This is a genomic window from Streptomyces sp. NPDC107581, assembly GCF_055657175.1.
The window spans coordinates 67,481-87,286 of sequence record NZ_JBVKBH010000001.1 but is presented as its reverse complement, the minus strand read 5'-3'; the positions used below and the strand labels follow the sequence as shown (position 1 = coordinate 87,286).

At 71.0% G+C, this 19,806-nt stretch carries 22 protein-coding genes; 16 read left to right on the top strand and 6 right to left on the bottom strand.

Annotation, left to right across the window (positions count from 1 at the left end):
- Positions 1–50: 50 nt before the first annotated feature.
- The 8 genes from rpmG (at position 51) to ACZ7P3_RS00385 (ending at position 3,663) form a co-directional block, all read left to right on the top strand.
- The gene (gene rpmG / locus ACZ7P3_RS00420; RefSeq protein WP_472078138.1) at positions 51–215 is read left to right on the top strand and encodes a 50S ribosomal protein L33; all 165 of its coding nucleotides are present in this window, start codon (positions 51–53) and stop codon (positions 213–215) included.
- A gap of 9 nt (positions 216–224) precedes the next feature.
- On the top strand, positions 225–515 hold the full coding sequence (locus tag ACZ7P3_RS00415) for a type B 50S ribosomal protein L31 (protein WP_472078137.1): 291 nt from the start codon (positions 225–227) through the stop codon (positions 513–515).
- Entirely contained in the window at positions 512–1,735 is a 1,224-nt protein-coding gene (locus ACZ7P3_RS00410) for a GTP-binding protein (protein WP_472078136.1), read from the top strand. The genes ACZ7P3_RS00415 and ACZ7P3_RS00410 overlap by 4 nt, the downstream gene beginning before the upstream one ends.
- Positions 1,735–1,980, top strand: a complete 246-nt coding sequence (gene rpsR, locus ACZ7P3_RS00405; RefSeq protein ID WP_472078135.1) for a 30S ribosomal protein S18 — start codon at positions 1,735–1,737, stop codon at positions 1,978–1,980. The genes ACZ7P3_RS00410 and rpsR overlap by 1 nt, the downstream gene beginning before the upstream one ends.
- Positions 1,981–2,044: 64 nt before the next feature.
- Positions 2,045–2,419, top strand: a complete 375-nt coding sequence (locus ACZ7P3_RS00400; protein WP_472078134.1) for a VOC family protein — start codon at positions 2,045–2,047, stop codon at positions 2,417–2,419.
- A 7-nt stretch (positions 2,420–2,426) separates the two neighbouring features.
- Positions 2,427–2,774 (top strand): ArsR/SmtB family transcription factor, encoded by a 348-nt coding sequence (locus ACZ7P3_RS00395; RefSeq protein WP_472078133.1) that lies wholly within the window; start codon positions 2,427–2,429, stop codon positions 2,772–2,774.
- Entirely contained in the window at positions 2,771–3,247 is a 477-nt protein-coding gene (locus ACZ7P3_RS00390; protein ID WP_472078132.1) for an SRPBCC family protein, read from the top strand. Before ACZ7P3_RS00395 ends, ACZ7P3_RS00390 begins: the two co-directional genes overlap by 4 nt.
- A gap of 146 nt (positions 3,248–3,393) precedes the next feature.
- Positions 3,394–3,663, top strand: a complete 270-nt coding sequence (locus ACZ7P3_RS00385; RefSeq protein ID WP_472078131.1) for a DUF397 domain-containing protein — start codon at positions 3,394–3,396, stop codon at positions 3,661–3,663.
- Between the two features lie 151 nt (positions 3,664–3,814).
- On the opposite strand, the gene ACZ7P3_RS00380 is transcribed toward ACZ7P3_RS00385, so the two are convergent.
- On the bottom strand, positions 3,815–4,288 hold the full coding sequence (locus ACZ7P3_RS00380) for an ATP-binding protein (protein ID WP_472078130.1): 474 nt from the start codon (positions 4,286–4,288) through the stop codon (positions 3,815–3,817).
- Positions 4,289–4,642: 354 nt separating this feature from the next.
- On the opposite strand from ACZ7P3_RS00380, the gene ACZ7P3_RS00375 reads away from it, so the two are divergent.
- The 3 genes from ACZ7P3_RS00375 to ACZ7P3_RS00365 all read left to right on the top strand — a co-directional run bounded on the left by ACZ7P3_RS00375 (position 4,643) and on the right by ACZ7P3_RS00365 (position 7,788).
- A complete protein-coding gene (locus ACZ7P3_RS00375; RefSeq protein ID WP_472078785.1) occupies positions 4,643–5,467 on the top strand; it encodes a helix-turn-helix domain-containing protein in 825 nt (274 codons plus the stop codon).
- A 106-nt stretch (positions 5,468–5,573) separates the two neighbouring features.
- Complete coding sequence (locus tag ACZ7P3_RS00370) at positions 5,574–7,034, top strand: aldehyde dehydrogenase family protein (protein WP_472078129.1); 1,461 nt, start codon at positions 5,574–5,576, stop codon at positions 7,032–7,034.
- A 112-nt stretch (positions 7,035–7,146) separates the two neighbouring features.
- On the top strand, positions 7,147–7,788 hold the full coding sequence (locus tag ACZ7P3_RS00365) for a PadR family transcriptional regulator (RefSeq protein ID WP_472078128.1): 642 nt from the start codon (positions 7,147–7,149) through the stop codon (positions 7,786–7,788).
- Positions 7,789–7,923: 135 nt separating this feature from the next.
- Here the strand turns inward: ACZ7P3_RS00365 and ACZ7P3_RS00360 are convergent, their stop codons facing one another.
- Positions 7,924–9,330 (bottom strand): glutamate decarboxylase, encoded by a 1,407-nt coding sequence (locus ACZ7P3_RS00360; protein WP_472078127.1) that lies wholly within the window; start codon positions 9,328–9,330, stop codon positions 7,924–7,926.
- A gap of 31 nt (positions 9,331–9,361) precedes the next feature.
- The gene (locus ACZ7P3_RS00355) at positions 9,362–10,648 is read right to left on the bottom strand and encodes an ion channel protein (RefSeq protein ID WP_472078126.1); all 1,287 of its coding nucleotides are present in this window, start codon (positions 10,646–10,648) and stop codon (positions 9,362–9,364) included.
- A gap of 122 nt (positions 10,649–10,770) precedes the next feature.
- Here ACZ7P3_RS00355 and ACZ7P3_RS00350 point away from each other — a divergent pair, with 122 nt between their 5' ends.
- Positions 10,771–11,532, top strand: a complete 762-nt coding sequence (locus ACZ7P3_RS00350; RefSeq protein ID WP_472078125.1) for a MerR family transcriptional regulator — start codon at positions 10,771–10,773, stop codon at positions 11,530–11,532.
- Between the two features lie 21 nt (positions 11,533–11,553).
- Here the strand turns inward: ACZ7P3_RS00350 and ACZ7P3_RS00345 are convergent, their stop codons facing one another.
- Positions 11,554–11,919 carry a YbjQ family protein gene (locus ACZ7P3_RS00345; RefSeq protein ID WP_472078124.1) on the bottom strand — a complete coding sequence of 122 codons (366 nt, stop codon included), beginning with the start codon at positions 11,917–11,919 and terminating at the stop codon, positions 11,554–11,556.
- A 143-nt stretch (positions 11,920–12,062) separates the two neighbouring features.
- On the opposite strand from ACZ7P3_RS00345, the gene ACZ7P3_RS00340 reads away from it, so the two are divergent.
- Entirely contained in the window at positions 12,063–13,100 is a 1,038-nt protein-coding gene (locus ACZ7P3_RS00340) for a DedA family protein (protein WP_472078784.1), read from the top strand.
- A 120-nt stretch (positions 13,101–13,220) separates the two neighbouring features.
- Here the strand turns inward: ACZ7P3_RS00340 and ACZ7P3_RS00335 are convergent, their stop codons facing one another.
- Together ACZ7P3_RS00335 and ACZ7P3_RS00330 are read right to left on the bottom strand one after the other, a co-directional pair.
- Positions 13,221–14,876, bottom strand: a complete 1,656-nt coding sequence (locus ACZ7P3_RS00335) for a threonine/serine exporter family protein (RefSeq protein ID WP_472078123.1) — start codon at positions 14,874–14,876, stop codon at positions 13,221–13,223.
- 102 nt (positions 14,877–14,978) lie between these two features.
- Positions 14,979–15,470, bottom strand: coding sequence for an inorganic diphosphatase (locus ACZ7P3_RS00330; protein ID WP_472078122.1), 492 nt, complete (start codon positions 15,468–15,470; stop codon positions 14,979–14,981).
- A 79-nt stretch (positions 15,471–15,549) separates the two neighbouring features.
- Between ACZ7P3_RS00330 and dacB the strand changes: the two genes are divergently transcribed.
- The 3 genes from dacB (at position 15,550) to tilS (ending at position 19,788) form a co-directional block, all read left to right on the top strand.
- On the top strand, positions 15,550–17,160 hold the full coding sequence (gene dacB, locus ACZ7P3_RS00325) for a D-alanyl-D-alanine carboxypeptidase/D-alanyl-D-alanine endopeptidase (RefSeq protein ID WP_472078121.1): 1,611 nt from the start codon (positions 15,550–15,552) through the stop codon (positions 17,158–17,160).
- Between the two features lie 219 nt (positions 17,161–17,379).
- Positions 17,380–18,528 carry a zinc-dependent metalloprotease gene (locus ACZ7P3_RS00320; protein ID WP_472078120.1) on the top strand — a complete coding sequence of 383 codons (1,149 nt, stop codon included), beginning with the start codon at positions 17,380–17,382 and terminating at the stop codon, positions 18,526–18,528.
- A gap of 192 nt (positions 18,529–18,720) precedes the next feature.
- Positions 18,721–19,788 (top strand): tRNA lysidine(34) synthetase TilS, encoded by a 1,068-nt coding sequence (gene tilS / locus ACZ7P3_RS00315; protein ID WP_472078119.1) that lies wholly within the window; start codon positions 18,721–18,723, stop codon positions 19,786–19,788.
- Positions 19,789–19,806: the final 18 nt, after the last annotated feature.

The following is a 19,806-nucleotide window of genomic DNA, read 5'->3' as shown; positions in this document are numbered from 1 at the left end:
TCTCCTCGACAGTGTTTGGTAATGGATTTCATTTTCAGTACCATAGCAGCATGGCACGCAACGAACTCCGCCCGGTCACCAGGCTCCGGTCCACCGCCGGGACCGGCTACACCTACGTGACCCGCAAGAACCGCCGTAACGACCCGGACCGCATGACCCTGCGCAAGTACGACCCGGTCGCCGGCCGCCACGTCGACTTCCGAGAGGAGCGCTGAGCCAACGCCATGCGCAAGGCAATCCACCCCGGCTACGGGCCCGTCGTGTTCCGGGACCGGGCCGCGAACCACGCCTTCCTCACCCGCTCGACCATGACGAGCGAGAAGACCGTCGAATGGGAGGACGGCCGGACCTACCCGGTCGTGGACGTCGAGATCTCCGACGTCAGCCACCCCTTCTGCACCGGCACCGCCCGCGTCCTGGACACGGCCGGCCGCGTGGAGCGCTTCGAGCGCCGGTACGGGAAACGGGGCACGGGGGCGAGCGCGGTGCGCACCGGTCCGGGAGACGGGGCGTGAGCCTGTCCGTGGCCGTCGTCGGCGGGCTGCACACCGAGGCCCGCAAGGCGGCCGTGGACCGGCTCCTCGCCGACGTGCCCGGCAGCGTCGTCCTCCACCACGACCTGGCGACGGCCATGGCCGGCACGGTGGTACGGACCGTCCGGGACCGCACCGGCATCCTCTTCGCCGGCGAGACGCCCCTGGTCAACGACTGTGCGTGCTGCGCCCTGCGCGAGGACCTGGTGCCGGAGCTGCGCCGCCTCGCCGACGACGGCACGACCCGGCTCGCGATCGTCGAGCTGTGGGACTCGGTCGAGCCCAGGGCGATGGCCGAGGTGATCACGGCCGGCGGCCTCACCGTCACCGGCGTGATCACCGCCGTGGACCCGGCACTGGTGCTGCCGTACCTGGCCAACGGCGACGACCTCGCCGAAGCCGGGCTCGCCGCGGCCGCCGCCGATCAGCGCACCGTCGCCGACACCTTCGCCCGGCAGCTGGAGTACGCCCCCGTCCTCGCCGTCGCCGACTCCCCTCGGGCCGACGACGAGGACCGCGAGCTGCTCGCGCAGCTCCATCCGACGGCCCGCCGGGTTCCGATCGGCCACGGCGGCCCGGCGGGCGCGCCCGCGTCCGCGCCCCCACCCGGCCCACCCGCGTCCGCACCGGGCGCACCCGCGTCCGCACGTGCATCCGCAGCGGCCTCCCCGCTGGCCCGGGCGGCCCTGGCGGGCTTCGATGCGGAGGCCGCCGCGGCCGCCCAGCACCCGGCCTGCGCCCTGCTGCCCGCCGAGGCCGACGGTCACGGCGTCTCCACCCTGGTCTGGAACCGGCGCCGCCCTTTCCACCCCGAGCGGCTGTACGCGGCGCTGGAGGACCTGACCTGCGGCGCGGCCCGCAGCCGGGGCCGGTTCTGGCTCGCCGACAAGCCCGATGTGCTGCTGCACTGGGACGCGGCCGGCGGTGCGCTGTGCGTCGAGAGCGCCGGCCCGTGGCTCGCCGCGCTGCCCGACGCGGCCTGGGAGATGGTCCCGCCGGTGCGCCGGGCCGCCGCCGCGCTGGACTGGCACCCCGAACACGGCGACTGCTGCAACCACCTCGTGTTCACCTCGCCCGGCCTCGACCGCTCCGGACTCGAACATCTCCTGGAGTCCTGTCTGCTCACCGACGCCGAGTACGCGGCCGGGCGCGACGCCTGGAAGAAGCTGCCGCCCGCCTTCGACACCCTGCTGGAGGTCTGATGCCTCGCAAGAGCGACCGCAAGAGCGACCGCAAGCCCGCCGGGAACCGCCCCAACCCGCTGGACCGGGCCGGGATCACCTACGTCGACTACAAGGACACCGGCCTGCTGCGGACGTTCCTTTCCGACCGCGGCAAGATCCGCAGCCGCCGGGTCACCCGGGTCACCGCGCAGCAGCAGCGGCTGCTGGCGCGGGCGGTCAAGAACGCACGGGAGATGGCCCTGCTGCCGTACGCGAGCAGGTGAGCGGCCATGGGTAGGCGATCCCCTACGGTTGACCCGTAGGGGATCGCCTACCTATTCTGCGGGCATGACCATCACGCACGCCTCATTCGTCACGCTTCCCGTCTCCGACCAGGACCGCGCGCTGCGCTTCTACACCGGGGTTCTGGGCCTGGAGGTCACCGCCGACCGGGACATGCCCCAGGGCCGCTGGCTCCAGGTGGCCCCCGCCGGCGCCCAGACCGTCTTCACCCTCTCGGGGCCGGGCATGGGGAGTTTCGAGCCCGGCTCCGCGCGGGGGATCATGTTGGTCACGACCGACGTCGACGCGGACTGCGCCCGGCTCGCCGCGGCCGGGATCCCCGTGCAGGGGCCGGACGAGCTCCCCTGGGGGCGGATGGCCTCCTTCGCGGACCCCGACGGCAACGGTCTGATGCTGCTGACGGAGAAGGAAGGCTTCTGAGCGCTCCATGAACGGGACGGGTACCGCCGCCGAGGACCGCGTCTTCGCCGCGCTCGCCAACGCCACGCGCAGGGAAGTGCTGCGGCTGCTGCGCGAGAGCGGACCGCAGTCCGTGCAGGGCCTGGCCGACCACTTCGACATGCGCCGCCCGAGCCTCTCGGAACACCTCAAGGTGCTCCGGGAGGCCGGCCTCGTCTCCGAGCGGCGCTCCGGCCGGCAGCGCATCTACCGCCTGGAGGCGGCCCCGCTCGCCGAGGTCCAGGACTGGCTCCATCCGTACGAGCGGTTCTGGCGGGACCGGCTGAAGGGTCTCGGCGATCTGCTCGACCGCATGCCCGACGATGACCACCCATGAGCACCGCACCGCCCGGCGACGCCGACGACGACCTCACCACGATCCGCGTCGACCAGTTCTTCCCCCATCCGCCCGCCAAGGTCTGGCGGGCCCTGACCGAGCCCGGACTGCTCGCCCGCTGGCAGATGCCCGGCGCCGAGGACTTCCGGCTGGAGGTCGGCCACCGGTACCGGATGACCTCGGTCCCGCGTCCCAACTCCGGCTTCTCCGGCGTCGTAGAAGTGCAGGTTCTCGCCTACGACACCGAGCGGATGCTGTCCCTCCGGTGGGCGGATGCCGATCCCGCCAATCTCGCGGACTGGACCATTACCTGGACCCTGGAACAGGAAGGGCGCGGTACGCGTCTCTTCCTAGTGCACGAAGGGTTCGACCCGGACGACCCGGCGCAGTCGATGGCGCGGAAGATCATGGGCGGGGGCTGGAGGGGGCATGTACTGCCGGCTCTGGGGCAGACGCTGGACCGGCTTCGGTAAAGCGGACGTCAAAGCGGTAACCGCAGGAACACCCCCCGTGCACGTGCATCTGCTCATGCATCCGCACATGAACGGGGTTATGATCCGGGTCAGTTGACTACAGCATCTATGGCCTCACCAGCCAGTGCACCACCGGGGAGCGACCTGTGGACCGCGACGTTGACGGCGTGTACGGGGGGTACGACGTGTACAACGGCATGGCTGCCACGCAGCTGGACGGAGTGGCCTGGCAGAAGAGCAGGCACAGCAACTCGCAGGGATCCTGCGTGGAGTTCGCGCGACTGCCCGGCGGGGACGTGGCCGTGCGCAACTCGCGCTTTCCCGACGGTCCCGCGCTGGTCTACACGCGCGCGGAGATCGAGGCCATGCTGCTCGGGGTCAAGGACGGCGAGTTCGATCACCTGGTGGTCGGCTGAAACGACTCACCGGCTCTGGCGCGACGCACCTGTCGCGGCGGGCCGGTGGCGGCCGGGCGGAGCCTCGGTGTACGCGCGTAGATCGGAAGAGGCGCGCGTAGACCGGGGTGTACGCGCGTAGAAACGAGGCGTCCGTCGGTGGGGTGCCCGGTCAGCCGGCCGGCTGGAGCCGGAACAGCGCCCAGACGACCTTGCCGTTGAGGGAGCCCGCGAGCGGGTGCCAGCCCCAGCTGTCGGCGAAGGAGTCGACCAGGAACAGGCCGCGGCCCGACTCGGCCGAGAAGTCGTCCGACTCGCGCGGGACGGGCGTCTCGTGGCTGGGGTCGCGCACCGCGCACACGAGTCTCTCGGTCCAGCGCATCAGATGCAGCCGCACCGAGGACTGATGTCCGGCGCACCCCGTGTCGGCCGGCAGTGCATGCCGCAGGGCGTTGGTGACGAGTTCGGAGACGACGAGACATATGTCGTCGAAACGGTCACTCGCGTCCCATCGGTCCAGCGTGTGGCGGGTGAAGTGCCGCGCCTCGCGCACGGCTTCGTAGCGGGCGGGCAGGGCGCAGGAGGCGGCATCGGACACGGCGGCGGGATCCAGCGGCGGAAGGCCCTGCCGTAACGGCTTGAGCATGGTCGATCCATTCGTTCCCATGCGAGGCACTCCCGGGAATTCGCGGTCGTTGCGATGCAGCGGTGGCGCGGCACCATGCTTTCGGATGCGAAGGGCAGATGCAAGGGCAGATGCACGTGCACGCGACCGAATTGAACCTGCCCGCCCCGCTTCTTGGCCATTTTTTCCGCCAAGTTGAAGCGGTTGCTGTCACAGGTCCTGACCTCTTGCTGCCCAAAACGGCTGACCTCTTTCCGTTTCCGTAACCGGACGAGTACTGCTCGAAGTGTTTTAGTGGCAGACTTCGGCCCCTGAAGACGGTTGGGGAGGCTGGCGAACGTGAGCGCGGGAGAGCCCGGATCGGTGGTGCGGCGCATGCTGCTCGGCTCGCAACTCAGGCGACTGCGTGAAACGCGGGGGATCACGCGGGAGGCGGCCGGGTACTCGATCCGCGCCTCCGAGTCGAAGATCAGCCGGATGGAGCTGGGCCGGGTGAGCTTCAAGACCAGGGACGTGGAGGACCTGCTGACGCTGTACGGCATCTCGGACGAGGCGGAGCGCGAGTCGCTGCTCTCCCTGGCCCGGGAGGCGAACGTCGCGGGCTGGTGGCACAGTTACACCGACGTGCTGCCCAGCTGGTTCCCCACCTATGTGGGCCTGGAGGGCGCGGCCTCCCTGATCCGGGTGTACGAGGTGCAGTTCGTGCACGGCCTGCTGCAGACCGAGGAGTACGCCCGCGCGGTGGTGCGGCGCGGCATGAAGGGCGCGAGCGCGGCCGACGTGGAGCGACGGGTCGCGCTGCGCCTGGAGCGGCAGAAGCACCTGCTCGACGAGAACGGGCCCGAGTTCCACATCGTCCTCGACGAGGCGGCCCTGCGCCGCCCCTATGGCGACCGTGACGTGATGCGCGGCCAGCTCCAGCATCTGATCGGGGTCTCCCAGCGCCCCAACGTGCGCCTGCAGATCATGCCGTTCGGCTTCGGCGGGCACTCCGGTGAGAGCGGCGCCTTCACCATCCTCAGCTTCCCCGAGTCGGACCTGTCCGACGTCGTCTACCTGGAGCAGCTGACCAGCGCGCTCTATCTGGACAAGCGCGAGGACGTCACCCAGTACGAGCAGGCGCTCAAGGAGCTCCAGCAGGACAGCCCCGGTCCGGACGAGAGCCGGGACCTGCTGCGCGGGCTCCTGCAGCTGTCTTGACCTCACAACTCACGGGAAACACAAGTACGATGACGTGTGATCAGACCGTGTAGTCGACCGGGTGTCTGTCTGGCTGCTACCCAGCAGCGGGGGATCGAGGGAACACATGCCGTCCTGCTTCACCGACCTGGCCCAGCAGTACATCGACGGCGAGTGGCGCCAGGGGACCGGTTCCTGGGACATCATCGACTTCAACCCGTACGACGGCGAGAAGCTGGCCTCGATCACCATAGCCACCGTCGACGAGGTCGATGACGCCTACAGAGCGGCCGCCCGTGCCCAGCCCGACTGGGCCGAGACCAACCCGTACACCCGCCGTGTGTTCTTCGAGAGGGTCCTGCGCCTGGTCGAGGAACGCGAGCAAGAGATCACCGAGATGATCATCGCGGAGCTGGGCGGCACGCTCATGAAGGCCCGCTTCGAGATCCATCTCGCCAAGGAGTTCCTGCGCGAGGCGGCCCAGTTGGCGCTGCGCTGCGAGGGCCGTTTCCTGCCCTCGCCGATCGACGGCAAGGAGAACCGCCTCTACCGGCTCCCGGTGGGCGTGGTCGGTGTCATCAGCCCCTTCAACTTCCCTTTCCTTCTGTCGATCAAGCCGGTCGCCGCCGCCCTCGCCCTGGGCAACGCCGTCGTCCTCAAGCCCCACCAGGACACCCCGATCACCGGCGGCACGCTGATCGCCAAGCTCTTCGAGGACGCGGGCCTGGCGCCCGGCCTGCTCAACGTCGTACTGACCGACATAGCCGAGATAGGCGACGCGTTCATCGAGCACCCGGTCCCGAAGGTCATCTCCTTCACCGGTTCCGACAAGGTCGGCCGGCACATCGCGACCGTGTGCGCCGCGCAGCTCAAGCGCTCGGTGCTGGAACTGGGCGGCAACAGCGCGCTGGTGGTCCTGGACGACGCCGACATCGACTACGCGGTCGACGCGGCCGTCTTCAGCCGTTACGTCGACCAGGGCCAGGTCTGCATGGCCGCCAACCGGGTCCTCGTGGACCGGTCGGTGACCGAGGAGTTCACCAAGAAGTTCGTCGCCAAGGTCAGGACGCTGAAGACGGGCGACCCGAGGGACCCGCAGACGGCGATCGGTCCGGTCATCAACTCCCTCCAGGCGAACGCCATCTCGGCGGCGATCGACCAGGCGGTCGCCGAGGGCGCCACCGTGCTCGTCCGGGGTGGGACGAACGACAACCTGGTGGAGCCCTCCGTCCTCACCGACGTGCCGTCCGGCTCCTCCCTCCTGCACAAGGAGATCTTCGGCCCGGTCGCCCTGCTCGTGCCGTTCGACGGCGAGGAGGACGCGGTCCGCATCGTCAACGACACCCCCTACGGCCTCAGCGGCGCCGTGCACACGGCGGACGTCGAGCGCGGAGTGGCCTTCGCCAAGCGGATCGACACGGGCATGTTCCATGTGAACGACGGCACCGTCCACGACGAGCCGCTGGTCCCGTTCGGCGGCGAGAAGAACTCCGGGATCGGCCGGCTGAACGGCGAGACCACCCTGGACGCCTTCACCACGCTGAAGTGGATCTCGGTGCAGCACCGGCGCAGCGAGTTCCCCTTCTGAGTCGCCCTCCGCCGCGGACGGAGGCCGACCGTGCGTGCTCGCGCCGTCGTCGCCGCTGCGGGCCGGTGGCCCTGGAGCGGGCGGGCCGGCGCCCGGCCATAACCTGGACCGTATGTCAGCGATCCGTCTTCTCGTGCTGGGCGCGGTCCGCCAGCACGGGCGGGCCCACGGCTACCAGGTGCGCAACGACCTGGAGTACTGGGGCGCGCACGAGTGGTCCAACGCCAAGCCGGGCTCCATCTACCACGCCCTGAAGCAGATGGAGAAGCAGGAGCTGCTGCACGCGCACGAGATCGCGCCGTCCACCGCCGGGGGGCCGCCGCGCACCGAGTACGAGATCACGGACCGGGGCGAGGAGGAGTTCTTCCGGCTGCTGCGCCGGTCGCTGGTCTCCTACGACCAGAAGATGGACATCCAGTCGGCGGCCATCGGCTTCCTGGTCGAGCTGGAGCGGGCCGAGGCGCTGGACCTGCTCAGGGAACGGATCCGGCGGATCGAGGAGTGGCGGGCCTCCGTCACCGGGCACTACCTCCCCGAGGACGGCCCCGAACGGCTCGGCCACATCGGCGAGATCATGAACCTCTGGGTCCACACGGCCGACTCCGACGCGGCCTGGACCCGGGGGCTGATCGCCCGCCTGGAGGCCGGCGCCTACACGTTCGCCGGCGAGGGCGAACCGTTCGTCGGCGTCCTCGGGGAGGGCCAGGAGAACCCGTACGCGACGGGGGAGCGGCACCCGCAGGACGACCGCTGACGCGGTGGGCGCTCCGCCGATCCCCTCCCGGCGGAGACCGCTGAGCGCGCCCGGACGGTTGAGAACGCCCGGCGGACCTGGGCCGAAAGCGCGCGGCCCAGGTCCGCCGGCGGACCGGGCAGGATCCGGCAGGCCCTAGTGATGGAAGCCGGTGGCCGCCTGCTTGTCCCGGGTCAGCGGATGCGGCTGCCGGCGCAGGTCGGGCAGCAGCCGGGTCAGGTCCTCGACGAAGAGGTCGGCCAGGTCGTGCGAGAAGCCGTTGCGGCAGACCACCCGCACCACGGACAGGTCCTCGCGGTTCGGCGGGAAGGTGTACGCGGGCACCAGCCAGCCGCTCTCGCGCAGCCGCCGGGAGATGTCGAAGACGTCGTACGACGTCACGTCCGGGGCGGTGGTGAAGGCGAAGACCGGCAGCTGGTCGCCTTGGGTCAGCAGCCGGAAGTCGCCGAGCGCCTCGATCCGCTCGGCGAGCGCGGTCGCCACGTCCCGTGTCGACTGCTGCACCGCGCGGTAGCCCTCGCGGCCCAGCCGCAGGAACGTGTAGTACTGCGCGACCACTTGGGCGCCCGGGCGGGAGAAGTTGAGCGCGAAGGTCGGCATGTCACCGCCCAGGTAGTTGACCCGGAAGACCAGCTCCTCGGGCAGCGCCTCCTTGTCCCGCCACAGTGCCCAGCCCACACCCGGGTAGACCAGGCCGTACTTGTGTCCCGAGGTGTTGATCGAGACCACGCGCGGCAGCCGGAAGTCCCACACCAGGTCCTCGTCCAGGAAGGGCGCCACCATGCCTCCGGAGGCGCCGTCCACGTGCACGGGGATGTCGAGACCGGTGCGTTCCTGGACGGCGTCCAGGGCCGCGCACAGCTGCGCGACCGGCTCGTAGGACCCGTCGAAGGTCGAGCCGAGGATGCCGACGACCCCGATGGTGTTCTCGTCGCACAGCTCGGCCGCCGCCTGCGGATCCAGGTGGTACCGGTCGCCCTCCATGGGCACCAGCCGGGCCTCCACCTCCCAGAAGTTGCAGAACTTCTCCCAGCAGACCTGGACGTTGACGCCCATGACCAGATTGGGCCGCGCCCCCGGGTAACGGTCGGCGTTGCGCTGCGCCCAGCGCCGCTTCAGGGCCATCCCGGCGAGCATGCACGCCTCGCTGGACCCCGTCGTCGAACAGCCCACGGCGGCCGACGGGTCCGGCGCGTTCCACAGGTCGGCGAGCATCGCCACACAGCGCCGTTCCAGCTCGGCCGTGCGCGGGTACTCGTCCTTGTCGATCATGTTCTTGTCGCGGCACTCCGCCATCAGCACCCCGGCCTGCGGCTCCATCCAGGTGGTGACGAAGGTCGCCAGGTTCAGCCGGGAGTTGCCGTCCAGCATCAGCTCGTCGTGCACCAGCTGGTACGCCGTGGTCGGGGGCAGCGGAGCGTCCGGGAGCCGGTGGGTGGGCGGGGCCTCGGTCATCTCGACGACCGGGTTCGCCTCCCCGAAGAAGGGGTTGACCGACATCGGCCGTTCATCGCGTTTGTCGGGACCTTTGTGCAGAGCCATGCGCATGTACCTCCAGACGGGGGAGCGAGGGTCAGCGGACCGGGGTGCCGTCCCTTTGCAGCTGCATCTGCGGGCGCCCCGTCACCAGCAGCCAGGCCGGCAGCGAGGCGATGCACAGCAGCGCGAGGATGGCGGGCGAGGCGACCAGGACGGCGGCGGTGAACAGGCTCACCCAGCCCTGCCGGGTGATGGCCAGGAGCATGCCCAGCACGCCCGTGGCCACGCCCAGCGCAGGCTGCACGGCCGGAACGAGCGCATGGGCGCACAGACCCAGGGCAGTGCCCACGAACACGGCCGGGAAGATGCGCCCGCCGCGGAAGCCGCAGGACGCGGCGACCACCAGGGCGGCCAGCTTCACCACCGTCATCGTGGCGAACTGTCCCGCCGACCAGCCCTCCGGATCGCGTGCCAGCTCCCCGACCTCCGACAGCCCCTTGAAGAGCGTCAGCTGGCCGCCCAGGGCCGCCAGGGCCCCCAGGACGACCCCGCCGGCCGGAAGCATCAGCATCGGGTGCCGCAGCCGCGCGAAAGCCGCGTGGACGTACGGGAAGGCGTACACGGCGCACAGGCCGAGCACCGCGGCCCCCGAGGCGATCGTCAGGGCGGCCAGGAGATCCTTCCCGTGGGGGTGGCCGAGGGGCGGCAGGTCCAGGTCGAAGGTCGGATGGGACACCAGGCTGGTCGTCATCGCCCCGCACGCGGCGGCGGTCAGCGGCGCGAACAGGTTGTCCCACAGCAGCCCCTGCATCGGCCGGCCGGCCATCGCCTCGGAGATGACCAGCGCCGCCGCCACCGGTGTGCCGAACAGCGCCCCGAGCGTCGCCGACTCGGCCAGCACCGGCCACAGGCTGCCGGGCGTGCGGGGCAGGAAGCGCCCGCCGAGCCAGGCCGCCAGGGAGATGTTCACGGCGATGATCGGGTTCTCCGGGCCGAGGCTCGGGCCGCCGGCCAGCATCAGCCCGGTGGCCAGCACCAGACCCGGCAGCACGAACGGCGCCATGACGGGCGCGTTCAGACTCAGGGTGGCCGGGTCGGGCCCGGCATGTCCGGGTGCCTTCCACACCACCAGCCCGACCGCGAAACCCGTCGCGATCAGCATCACGAACATCCACAGCACGGAGTAGCGGCCCACGCCCAGCGCGTCCGGCAGCGGCCCCCACAGCACGTGCTGGAGCTGCTCCGCCGCCGTGCTCACCCCGACGAAGAGCAGGCTGGAGGCGACCCCCACGAGAGCGGCGGGCAGGATGAACGGCAGCAGGGCCCGGGCCGGGGTCGCCGGACCGGTCCTGGGAGCCTGCTGCGCGCTGTCCTGGGCCACGGGCTCACCATAAGCGGACAAAAGATGTCGAACATCCCGAAGTGAATCGGCTTGCACCTCACGTGGCGTGAGGCCCCAGCGTGGAGGAAGTACCGACCACACCGACCACAAGGAGCGGAAGAGTGAGCTACTCCGTGGGACAGGTCGCGGGGTTCGCCGGGGTCACGGTGCGCACCCTGCACCACTACGACGAGATCGGCCTGCTCGTGCCCAGCGAGCGCACCCACGCCGGCCACCGGCGCTACGGGGACGCCGACCTCGACCGGCTCCAGCAGATCCTGTTCTACCGGGAGCTCGGTTTCCCGCTCGACGAGGTCGCGGCCCTGCTCGACGACCCGGAGGCGGACCCGCGCGTCCACCTGCGCCGCCAGCACGAACTGCTGACCGCCCGGATCGACAAGCTGCAGAAGATGGCCGTGGCCGTGGAGCACGCCATGGAGGCACGCACGATGGGAATCAACCTCACGCCCGAGGAGCGGTTCGAGGTCTTCGGGGACAACGACCCCGAGGAGTACGCCGAGGAGACCGAGCAGCGCTGGGGCGGCACCGAGGCCTACGCGGAGTCGCAGCGCCGCGCCGCCCGCTACACCAAGGACGACTGGAAGCGCATGCAGGCCGAGAGCAACGCCTGGAACGAGCGCTACAAGGCCGTGATGGCCGCCGGGGAGCCGCCCACCGGAGAGGCGGCCATGGACCTGGCCGAGGAGCACCGGCTGCACATCGGCAAGTGGTTCTACGAGTGCCCGCACGTCATGCACCGCTGCCTGGGCGCGATGTATGTCGCCGACGAGCGCTTCAAGGCGTTCTACGACTCCGTGCGGCCCGGGCTCGCCGGTCACCTGGCCGAGGCGATCGCCGCGAACGCCGACCGGCGCGAGGCGTGATCCCCCGGCCCGGGAGCAGCCCTACTCCCGGGCCAGGACCACGGCCGTGCCGTACGCGCACACCTCGGTGCCCACGTCCGCGGCCTCCGTCACGTCGAACCGGAACGCCAGCACTCCATTGGCCCCACGCGCGCGTGCCTGCTCCACCAGCCGCTCCATGGCCTGGTTGCGGGTCTGCACGAGGGTCTTGGTGAGTCCCTTCAGCTCGCCGCCGATCATCGACTTCAGCCCGGCCCCGATCTGACTGCCGAGGTGCCGTGAACGGACGGTGAGGCCGAACACCTCACCGATCACCTCCTGCACCCGGTGGCCGGGCACGTCGTTCGTCGTCACGACCAGTACGTCCGGCCGGGGCCCCTGGCCGCCGCCGTAGTCATCGAGTCCCATGGCTCACAGCTTTGCCCCGGTTGCCCCACAGTGCATCCTGGAGTCACCGGTGGAACCTGGGACGGTCACGTCGCGTTGATAGCTTTGTGCGCCGCACAAGGACGCCGTAGCCGCCTTCATCCCCTCAGGAGCCCGGACCCGTGATGACACTCGCCCTCGGCCCGAGCTGGCTGGATCCCAACTATCTGCTCGACACCTACAGCATCTGGGGCCTGCTGCTCATCGTCTTCGCGGAGTCCGGTCTGCTCATAGGCTTCTTCCTGCCGGGCGACTCGCTGCTGTTCACCTGCGGTCTGCTGATCACGTCGCACCAGCTCGACTTCCCGCTGTGGGGTGCGATCGCCCTGATCTGCCTCGCCGCGGTCCTCGGCGACCAGGCGGGCTACATGTTCGGCAAGAAGGTCGGACCGTCCCTGTTCAACCGCCCGGACTCGCGCCTGTTCAAGCAGGAGAACGTCACCAAGGCGCACGAGTTCTTCGAGAAGTACGGCCCGAAGTCCCTGGTCCTGGCCCGCTTCGTGCCCATCGTGCGGACGTTCACGCCGATCATCGCCGGCGTCAGCGGCATGAAGTACCGCTCGTTCGTGACCTTCAACGTCATCGGCGGCGTCCTGTGGGGGGCGGGCGTCACCCTGCTCGGCTCCTGGCTCGGCAACATCGGCTTCGTCAAGAACAACATCGAGGCGATCCTCATCCTGATCGTCCTCGTGTCCGTGGTCCCGATCGCGATCGAGTTCCTCCGCGCGCGCGGCAAGGACAAGCAGGCGGCCGCCGCGCAGCCCGAGCCGCGGCCCGCCGTCCAGCAGCCCGCCGCCCAGCACCTCGGCGGGTACCAGCAGCAGCCGGCCATGGACGACGCGACGACCCGCCTGCGCCGCATCGAGCCGGAGCAGCCCTACGAGCAGCCCTACGAGCAGCCCTTTGAGCAGCAGTACCAGCAGCAGCCCCAGCCGCAGGATCAGCAGCACTGGAACCGGGGCGGCCAGGGCGGCCAGGGCAACCAGGGTTACGACGACCAGTACTACGACCAGCAGCAGTACCCGCAGCCGTACCCGCAGCAGCAGTACGACCAGCAGCAGTACGACCAGCATCAGTACGGCCAGAACCAGTACCCGCAGTCGCAGTACGACCACCAGAACCAGAACCAGAACCAGTACCCGTACGACTCCCGCAACCACTGAAGGGGCGCGGGGCCGTATCGGTATGCGGCTCCGCCGCGTGGGCGCGAAGTCACCCGCACCCGCACCCGCCGGTGGCGGAGGCCTCCCGGGATCCCAGGGTTCTCAGGGGTTCCCAGGCGCCTAGAACCCCCGGGTCCGCTTGGCGGCCCGCCGCTTGCCGGCGGAGCCGACCCGCAGGGTCAGCCTGGAGATCTCCGACCCGAGGTTGACCCCGATGGCGATCGCCATGGCCAGGGACGCGGCCTTCGCCAGGGACACCAGCCCCTTGTCCACCTCGTTCTGGGCCATGGACAGCAGCCCGAAGTACGTCGCCGAACCGGGCAGCAACGGCCCGATCGCGGCCGTCGTGTACGGCAGCGCCGACGCGAACCGGTAGCGCGACAGCAGCTGCCCGAACAGCCCCACCAGCCCCGCCGCCGCGGCCGTGGAGGCCACCGGTGAGATGCCGCCCGCGTAGTGCATCGCGCCGTACACGCACCACGCGACACCCCCGTTGAGGGTCACCGCCAGCACGGTGGACCGTTCCTGCTGGAGCAGCACGGCGAACGTCAGCGACAGCAGCATGGACGCGGCGATCTGGATCAGCGGCCGCTCGGAGAGGGTCAGTGCCGCGTCCGGGTTCAGCTTGCCGCCGACCTTCACGCCGAAGTACAGGACGACCAGCACCCCGATGACGATGCCGACGAAGAAGTACATGACTTCCAGCAGGCGCGCGGCGGCGGTGATGTAGAAGCCGGTCAGCCCGTCCTGCACCCCCGCCACCAGCGCCCGCCCGGGCAGCAGTGCGAACAGACCACCGGTGACGACCGCGGACGCCGCCACGTCGACATGGGCCAGCGCGAACGCCACACCGATCGCCGCGGGCGGCATCGCGGCGATCGTGAACTGGTAGAACTCCGGCAGCCCGCGCCCCGCGCACAGCCACGCCAGCCGGTCGCCGAGCATCGCGCCCAGCGCCGCCGCGACGAACACGATCAGGTCACCGCCGACCAGCATGGAGGCCGCGCCCGCGAGCAGCCCGCTCGCCAGGGTCAGCGCCCAGCCGGGGTAGGGGTGCCGGTTGCGGCGGATCTCCGCCAGGCGCCGGTAGGCCTCCTCCAGGGAGACATGCGTCTCCGGGTCGGTCAGGTCGTCGACCAGCCGGAACACGGCCGCCAGGCGCGTGTAGTCCGTGCCCCGCCGCCGTACCGTGCGCGAGGCCGTCACCGGGTCCTCCACCAGGGACGGCTGGTGGGAGATCGACAGCAGGGTGAAGGTGACGTTGGGCTCGCAGCGGTCCAGGCCGTAGGACCGGCACACCGCGAACATCGCGGCCTCCACGTCCTCGGCCCCCTCGCCGCCGGCCAGCAGCAGCTCGCCGATACGCAGGGTCAGGTCGAGCACGCGCGGGACCGCCGGGCCCTCCTCCTCGGCCCGCTGCACGAGCTCGGGCGCCGGCCGATCGGTCACCGGCATGCGCAGCATCGTGCGCATCCGGTCCTGCCAGGGCGCGTCCTTGATCAGGCTGACCACCGGCATGCCGGCCGCCGGGGTGAACGCGGGCGGGGCGTCCTCGGTGCTGTAGGTGCTCGGCAGGCTGAACGCCGACCCCTCCGGCTCCGCACCCGGCGGATGCAGCGCCTCCAGGCCCTTCGGCACGGCGAACTCGGACGTGGTCTCCGGCTCACCGCTGCCCTTGGGGACCTCGAGGCCCTTCGGAATCGCGAACTCGGACGTGATCTCCGGGTCGTACCGCGCCTCGTCCGACCGGGGCTTGCGGTCCTCCGCCTCCGTCACCTCGCACCGCTCCCTGAACGACACCTTCCGTAAGCCTCAGTATGCGCATGGGCACGCAAACGGGCCGCACGCGTGCGCGTGCGGCCCGTGGAACCGGGGAGGTCAGTGACCGCCCTGCTCCTTGAAGCGCTTGTAGGACCGCTCGATCTCCAGCTCGGCGTCCGTGCGGCCCACCCAGTTGGCACCCTCGACCGACTTGCCGGGCTCCAGGTCCTTGTAGACCTCGAAGAAGTGCTGGATCTCCAGGCGGTCGAACTCCGACACGTGGTGGATGTCGCGCAGGTGCTCCACACGCGGGTCGGTGGACGGAACGCACAGCAGCTTGTCGTCGCCGCCCGCCTCGTCCGTCATCCGGAACATGCCGATCGCACGGCACTTGATCAGGCAGCCCGGGAAGGTCGGCTCGTCCAGGATGACCAGCGCGTCCAGCGGGTCGCCGTCCTCGCCGAGAGTGTTCTCGACGAAGCCGTAGTCGGCCGGGTAGGCGGTCGAGGTGAAGAGGCGACGGTCCAGCCGGATCCGACCGGTCTCGTGGTCCACCTCGTACTTGTTCCGCGAACCCTTCGGGATCTCGATCGTGACGTCGAACTCCACCGGTGGCTCCTCCATGATCAGCACATAGTTCTGGTGATTAAGTGTCCCTCACGCAGGTGTGTGATCGCGAAAGGGGCTGGTGGTCGTGCCAGAGCTGAGGCCTTGGCGAGCCGCGGGACCGCAGGTGGAGCGGATCGCGAACGCCGTACGACCGCGTCTGGCACGCGCCGCGACGGCCGCGAAACCGCGGGTCGTGCGGCTGACGCGGGTGGTTCGGCCCGGTCTCGTCCGGATTGCGCACCTCCCCCGTCCGCGGGCCGTCAAGTCCTGGCGGTACACCGCGGGCGCCGCCACCGCGGGGCTGGCACTGGCCGCCGGTGTGGTGACCGCTGCCGGCCCCTGGGACGCCAACGGTCAGCGTACGGCCGAGCGGGACCGGGCCGCCGCTCTGGAGCGGTCAGGTGGCGCAGATCACGGCGCCCCGGGGGCGTCGGCGGGTGACCCGGTCCCGGCGCCGAGCGCCGCGCCCGTCCTGGCCGGCCTGGGCGGCACCGCGGGCACCGTCAGCACCAAGAAGGCCCCGCCCACCGCAAAGGCCGTCACGGACGTCCTGGGGCCGCTCCTGGGCGTCCCCGCGCTCGGCGGCAGCCACACCGCCGCCGTGGTGGACGTCACCACCGGCCGGCGGCTCTACGGCAGCGGCGCCGGCAAAGGCCTCACGCCCGCTTCCACCACCAAGATCGCCACCGCCGTCGCCGCGCTGTCCGCCCTCGGCCCCGACCACCGCTTCACCACCCGCACCGCCCTCGACGCCGACACCGGGGAACTGGTCGTGGTCGGCGGCGGCGACCCGACCCTCACCGCCCACGCGGACCCGGGAGGCTGGGCGAGCCTGCGCACCCTGGCGGCCGACACCGCCGCCGCGCTCAGGAAGCGCAACATCGACAAGGTCACGCTCTCCTACGACACCACGCTCTACTCCGGCCCCGCACTGCACCGCATCGGCGTCAACGAGAACCTCGCCCCCGTCAGCGCCCTCACCGTCGACGAGGGCCGCACCGACGCCTCCGTCAGCGGGCCGGTGCTCCGGGTGTCCGACCCGGCGGCGGACGCGGCCGGCAAGTTCGCCGGCTTCCTGCGGGACGCCGGAATCCGGACCACCTCTCCGGGCCTCTCCAAGGCGACCGGCCGCGCCACGACCCTCGCCACTGTCGCCTCGCCCCCGCTGTCCAGCCTGGTCGAGCGGATGCTGACCAACAGCGACAACGACATCGCGGAGGCCCTGGCCCGCCACACCGCCCTCGCGAGCGGCGAACCGGCCGACTTCGGCGGCGGCGCCAAGGCCATCGCCCTGCAGCTCGGAAAGCTCGGCCTGCCGATGTCCGGCGCCTCCTTCCACGACGGCAGCGGCCTCGACCGCGAGGACCGGCTCACCGCCGACCTCCTGAGCGCGCTGCTGGTCAAGGCCGGCGACCCGGCCCGCCCCGGCCTGCGCCCGGTCCTCACGGGCCTTCCCGTCGCAGGCTTCACCGGCACCCTGACCAGGCGCTACACCGACGGCGCGGCAGGAGTCGTACGAGCGAAGACGGGCACGCTCACGGGCGTGAACACCCTGGCCGGCACGGTCGTGGACCAGGACGGCCACCTCCTGGTCTTCGCGTTCCTGGCCTCCGGCACGACCAACGCCCTTGAGGCCCAGGCGGCGTTGGACCGGACGGCGACGGCACTGGCGGGCTGCGGATGCCGGTAGGACCTGTACAGGACCTCCCCGGCCGGTCCTCCCGGTCGTGCCGGTCCTGCCGGTCCTGCCAGTCCTGCCAGTCCTCCCGGTTCTCCTGGTTCTCCTGGCTCTTCTGGTCCTTCCGGTGCTCCTTGCCCCTCCGGTCCTCCCGGCGCGGGGAGCCGCTTCGTGGCACCGCCCGAACGCCACGGCCTGCCCGGAGCGGGAGCGCTCACGTACGGTTGACGCATGACGAGCTTCGGTGGCACCGCATCTTCCGGGATGGTCGACTGGAACCTCGCGGTGGCAACCGCGACACGGCTCGTACGACCGGGCCCCGACGTCAGCCGCGACGAGGCCAGAGCCGTCGTCGCGGAGCTGCGCCGGCACGCGAAGTCCTCGGAGGAGCACGTCCGGGGCTTCACTCGTATGGGCACGGAGGACGCCCATGACACCCCCGTCCTCGTCGTCGACCGCCCCGGCTGGGTCAGGGCGAACGTCGCCGGCTTCCGGGAGATCCTCAAGCCCCTCCTCGACAAGATGCAGGAACGACGCGGCAGCGGCCCCGGCAACGCCGTCCTCGGCGCCGTCGGCGGCAAGGTCACCGGCGTCGAACTCGGCATGCTGCTGTCCTTCCTCTCCTCCCGCGTCCTCGGCCAGTACGAGACCTTCGCCCCCGCCACCCGCGACCTCCCGGCAGGCGGCCCCCCGGGCTCGCCCAACGGCGGCGGCCGCCTCCTGCTCGTCGCGCCCAACATCGTCCACGTGGAGCGCGAACTCGACGTCGAGCCCCACGACTTCAGGCTCTGGGTGTGCCTGCACGAGGAGACCCACCGCACGCAGTTCACCGCCGTGCCCTGGCTCCGTGCCCATCTCGAGGGCGAAATCCAGTCGTTCTTGGCGGAGACCGACGTCGACCCCATGACCGTGCTCGAACGGGTCCGCGAAGCCGCCCAGTCCCTCGCCGGCGGCCGCCCCGAGGGCGAGGAGGACGACGGCGGACGCTCCTTCGTGGAACTCGTCCAGACCCCGGTCCAGCGCGAGATCCTCGGCCGCCTCACCGCGGTCATGTCCCTGCTGGAGGGGCACGCCGACTTCGTCATGGACGGAGTCGGCCCGGACGTCGTGCCGAGCGTCGCCGAGATCCGCGAGAAGTTCCAGCAGCGTCGGGCCAAGGGCGCCTCCCGGCTCGACATCGCCCTGCGCAAACTGCTCGGCCTGGACGCCAAGCTCAGGCAGTACCGGGACGGCGAACGCTTCGTGCGCGCCGTCGTCGACGAGGTCGGCATGGACGGCTTCAACCGCGTGTGGACGTCCCCCAACACCCTGCCCACCAAGGCCGAGATCGCCAAACCGGCGGACTGGGTCGCACGGGTGCATCGCAAGCCCGAGTCGTGAACCCCGTGGGGAAGTCGTGAAACGAATCCGGCCGACGGCAGGCGAACGCCCCTCCAATCACCCGTCCGAGGGACCGTGAGCCATGGGTAGGCGTGCAATGCTCGGGGAACGGCCCGCTTCTGTCACCATCTACACACTCTGAGTGACCGACGTCGGGCTCACCCCCCGAAAACTTCATGAAGGGAACCGGACATGGGTCCCCATCCTGCGGTCGCGGCGATACGCCTGGCGGTCCGCCGCGTCCTCCACGACATCCTCACCGACCACAGCCGCAGCCCCGAGGCGGCGACAGCAGTCGCGGCAGCCGCCGGAGCGGCCCGCGAACCCCGCCGCCACGAGCGCCCGCCGTCCCCCCTCGTGCTCGTCGCGTGCTCCGGCGGCGCCGACTCCATGGCGCTCGCCTCGGCCCTCGCCTTCGAGGCCCCCAAACTCGGCATCCGCGCCGGCGGCATCACCGTGGACCACGGCCTCCAGCCCGGCTCCGACCTCCGGGCCGACGAAGTCGTCCTCAGGCTGCGCGAACTCGGCCTCCAGCCCGTCGAGTCCATCGCCGTGACCGTCGGCCGCGACGGCGGCCCCGAGGCCGCCGCCCGGGACGCCCGCTACGCCGCCCTCGACGACGCTGCCGAACGCCACGGCGCCACCGCGATCCTGCTCGGCCACACGCGCGACGACCAGGCCGAAACCGTCCTGCTCGGCCTCGCCCGCGGCTCCGGGATCCGCTCCCTGTCCGGCATGGCCGCGGTCTCGGGGGCCGGCGGCCGTTACCGGCGCCCCTTCCTGCACCTCGACCGGCAGACCGCCCGCAAGGCCTGCATGGTCCAGTCCCTGCCCGTCTGGGACGACCCGCACAACGCCGACCCCGCCTACACCCGCTCCCGGCTTCGGCACGAGGGTCTGCCCGCCCTCGAAAAGGCCCTCGGCAAAGGCGTCGTGGAGGCCCTCGCCCGCACCGCCCAGCTCTCCCGTGACGACGCCGACGCCCTCGACACCTGGGCCAGCCAGGCCGAGGCCTCGGTACGCGACGCCACCGGCCTGCTGGAGTGCGCCAAGCTCTACGCCCTCCCGCCCGCCGTACGCCGCCGCATCCTGCGCCGCGCGGCCATCGAGGCCGGTGCCCCCGCCGGGTCCCTCTTCGCCCGCCACATCGAGGAAGTCGACCGGCTGATCACCGGCTGGCGCGGCCAGGGGGCCATCAATCTCCCCGGCAAAGTCGTCGCGCAGCGCCAGGGTGGCAGACTGGTGATTCGGCAAGGCTGAATCCCGACCTCCCGGAGC

Bases quoted from the DNA above. Each gene is read 5' to 3' on its own strand.
- ACZ7P3_RS00365 (WP_472078128.1), top strand. From the start codon at position 7,147: ATGTCAGCGATCCGTCTTCTCGTGCTGGGCGCGGTCCGCCAGCACGGG.
- rpsR (WP_472078135.1), top strand. From the start codon at position 1,735: ATGCCTCGCAAGAGCGACCGCAAGAGCGACCGCAAGCCCGCCGGGAAC.
- ACZ7P3_RS00380 (WP_472078130.1), bottom strand. From the start codon at position 4,288: ATGCTCAAGCCGTTACGGCAGGGCCTTCCGCCGCTGGATCCCGCCGCC.
- ACZ7P3_RS00390 (WP_472078132.1), top strand. From the start codon at position 2,771: ATGAGCACCGCACCGCCCGGCGACGCCGACGACGACCTCACCACGATC.
- ACZ7P3_RS00375 (WP_472078785.1), top strand. From the start codon at position 4,643: ATGCTGCTCGGCTCGCAACTCAGGCGACTGCGTGAAACGCGGGGGATC.
- ACZ7P3_RS00415 (WP_472078137.1), top strand. From the start codon at position 225: ATGCGCAAGGCAATCCACCCCGGCTACGGGCCCGTCGTGTTCCGGGAC.
- ACZ7P3_RS00395 (WP_472078133.1), top strand. From the start codon at position 2,427: ATGAACGGGACGGGTACCGCCGCCGAGGACCGCGTCTTCGCCGCGCTC.
- ACZ7P3_RS00345 (WP_472078124.1), bottom strand. From the start codon at position 11,919: ATGGGACTCGATGACTACGGCGGCGGCCAGGGGCCCCGGCCGGACGTA.
- tilS (WP_472078119.1), top strand. From the start codon at position 18,721: ATGGGTCCCCATCCTGCGGTCGCGGCGATACGCCTGGCGGTCCGCCGC.
- rpmG (WP_472078138.1), top strand. From the start codon at position 51: ATGGCACGCAACGAACTCCGCCCGGTCACCAGGCTCCGGTCCACCGCC.
- ACZ7P3_RS00370 (WP_472078129.1), top strand. From the start codon at position 5,574: ATGCCGTCCTGCTTCACCGACCTGGCCCAGCAGTACATCGACGGCGAG.
- ACZ7P3_RS00340 (WP_472078784.1), top strand. From the start codon at position 12,063: ATGACACTCGCCCTCGGCCCGAGCTGGCTGGATCCCAACTATCTGCTC.
- ACZ7P3_RS00360 (WP_472078127.1), bottom strand. From the start codon at position 9,330: ATGGCTCTGCACAAAGGTCCCGACAAACGCGATGAACGGCCGATGTCG.
- ACZ7P3_RS00320 (WP_472078120.1), top strand. From the start codon at position 17,380: ATGACGAGCTTCGGTGGCACCGCATCTTCCGGGATGGTCGACTGGAAC.
- ACZ7P3_RS00400 (WP_472078134.1), top strand. From the start codon at position 2,045: ATGACCATCACGCACGCCTCATTCGTCACGCTTCCCGTCTCCGACCAG.